This is a genomic window from Bacillus sp. 7884-1, assembly GCF_002272245.1.
In the GTDB taxonomy this organism is placed as follows: domain Bacteria; phylum Bacillota; class Bacilli; order Bacillales; family Cytobacillaceae; genus Neobacillus.
In genome coordinates this window covers 1-1,514 of sequence record NZ_NPDD01000321.1, presented here as the reverse complement: position 1 = coordinate 1,514, position 1,514 = coordinate 1, and the positions used below count along the sequence as shown (strand labels likewise).

2 protein-coding genes are annotated in these 1,514 nt (G+C 37.4%); both read right to left on the bottom strand.

Features of this window, described 5'->3' with window-relative positions; all coding sequences use genetic code 11:
* Positions 1-141: 141 nt before the first annotated feature.
* Positions 142-951, bottom strand: coding sequence for a sugar-phosphatase (gene yidA / locus CHI06_RS28900; protein WP_095252064.1), 810 nt, complete (start codon positions 949-951; stop codon positions 142-144).
* A 315-nt stretch (positions 952-1,266) separates the two neighbouring features.
* Positions 1,267-1,514 (bottom strand): hypothetical protein (locus CHI06_RS30280; protein WP_218833133.1); only part of this gene is annotated, 248 nt, incomplete at its 5' end.

The window sequence follows — 1,514 nt, the reverse complement described above, 5'->3', positions numbered from 1 at the left end:
CCTACGGTCCCACCCCAATTAAACTGCCAAATGATAACGCCGACTACTTTTATCCTGACCGCTGCCACACCTAAAAATTCTTATTACTAAGAACACTGACGAGAAAAAGACCAGCAGAACCGTCCCCACGGTCACCCACGGTCATCCCAATACTAATTTTTCGATCGCATAGGCAACGCCATTTTCATTATTCGATAATGTATGGAACTGAGCTACTTCTTTTACGACAGATACGGCATTGCCCATTGCCACTCCACAGCCAGCATACTCAACCATACTTAGGTCATTTTCGCCATCTCCGATGCAGATGACCTCTTCTTGTTTAATCGAAAGTTTTTCGGCTAGTAGTCTTACTGCATTTCCTTTGCTGACACTAGGGTCAAGGATTTCCAAGAAGAACGGAGTACTTTTAACGAACGTATATTTATCCCAGAATGATTCAGGTATGTTTCCTATGGTCGTGTTCAAACGTTCCGGTTCATCAATAAACATTACTTTCGGAATCAGCATGTCCTTTGGTACTTCATCAATCGGCAGGTAATGGAGAGGAATTTGATTGATATGGGCTTCATGAATGGTGTATCCGCTTATCTCTCGATTAGGTGTATAAAGATTTTCTGTATCAAAGAAATGGAGCGGTGAATGAAGCTTTAGGCTTAATTCGTGTAGTTCTTTTAAGTTTTCATATGCTAAGGTAATTTGGGATTCTACATCCTTAGAGTATGTATTTTGTACAAGAGCACCATTAAAGGTAATAACAAAGTCCTCTTCATCATTTAATTTCAATTCCTCAATAATCGATTGGACACCAACAATTGGCCTCCCCGTACAAATGACCACCTTCACTCCCTTAGCTTTAGCAGCTTGAATGGCTTCATTTACTTCTTTTGTAATTTCCTTTCGATCATTCATCAGCGTTCCATCAATATCGATTGCTATTAATTTATACAAAACTTGTCCTCCTAATTCTAGTTGTGTTCTATGGGGACGGTTCTCCTGGCTTTTATATTTAAACATGACCACAAGAACCGTCCCCCTGGAAACTCTTATAACTATACTACAAGATGCTAAATTAATAATCCAGATTGGGTATTTACTGTTTATAATGACCATATTATAAAACAGAAATGTGTTAGTAGCATTCCTCTTCTGCCGCCTTAGCTAATTTACTAAAATAGCATGAATCTACGTTCCATATATTATAAAGATTAGGAGTGATTCAGAAATGGGATATATACTATTAATAGCTAGTTGTTTTGTTATTTATTACGCATATAAGATATGGAATGAATTCCAAACTGGTAAATCTTCACGGGGATACTCTTCTTCAATAGAACGTAAAACAAGAAATGAAATTAATAGATACAAAGAAATACACAAATTAAGATATGAAAAGTGAGAATTACTTCCCATATTTACATTACGGGAATTATAAAAGACCAATCCAAAGAAATCCGAACCATCAGAGGTTCGGATTTTTGCAGCAGTTAACCTATGTTCCATGGGGACGGTTC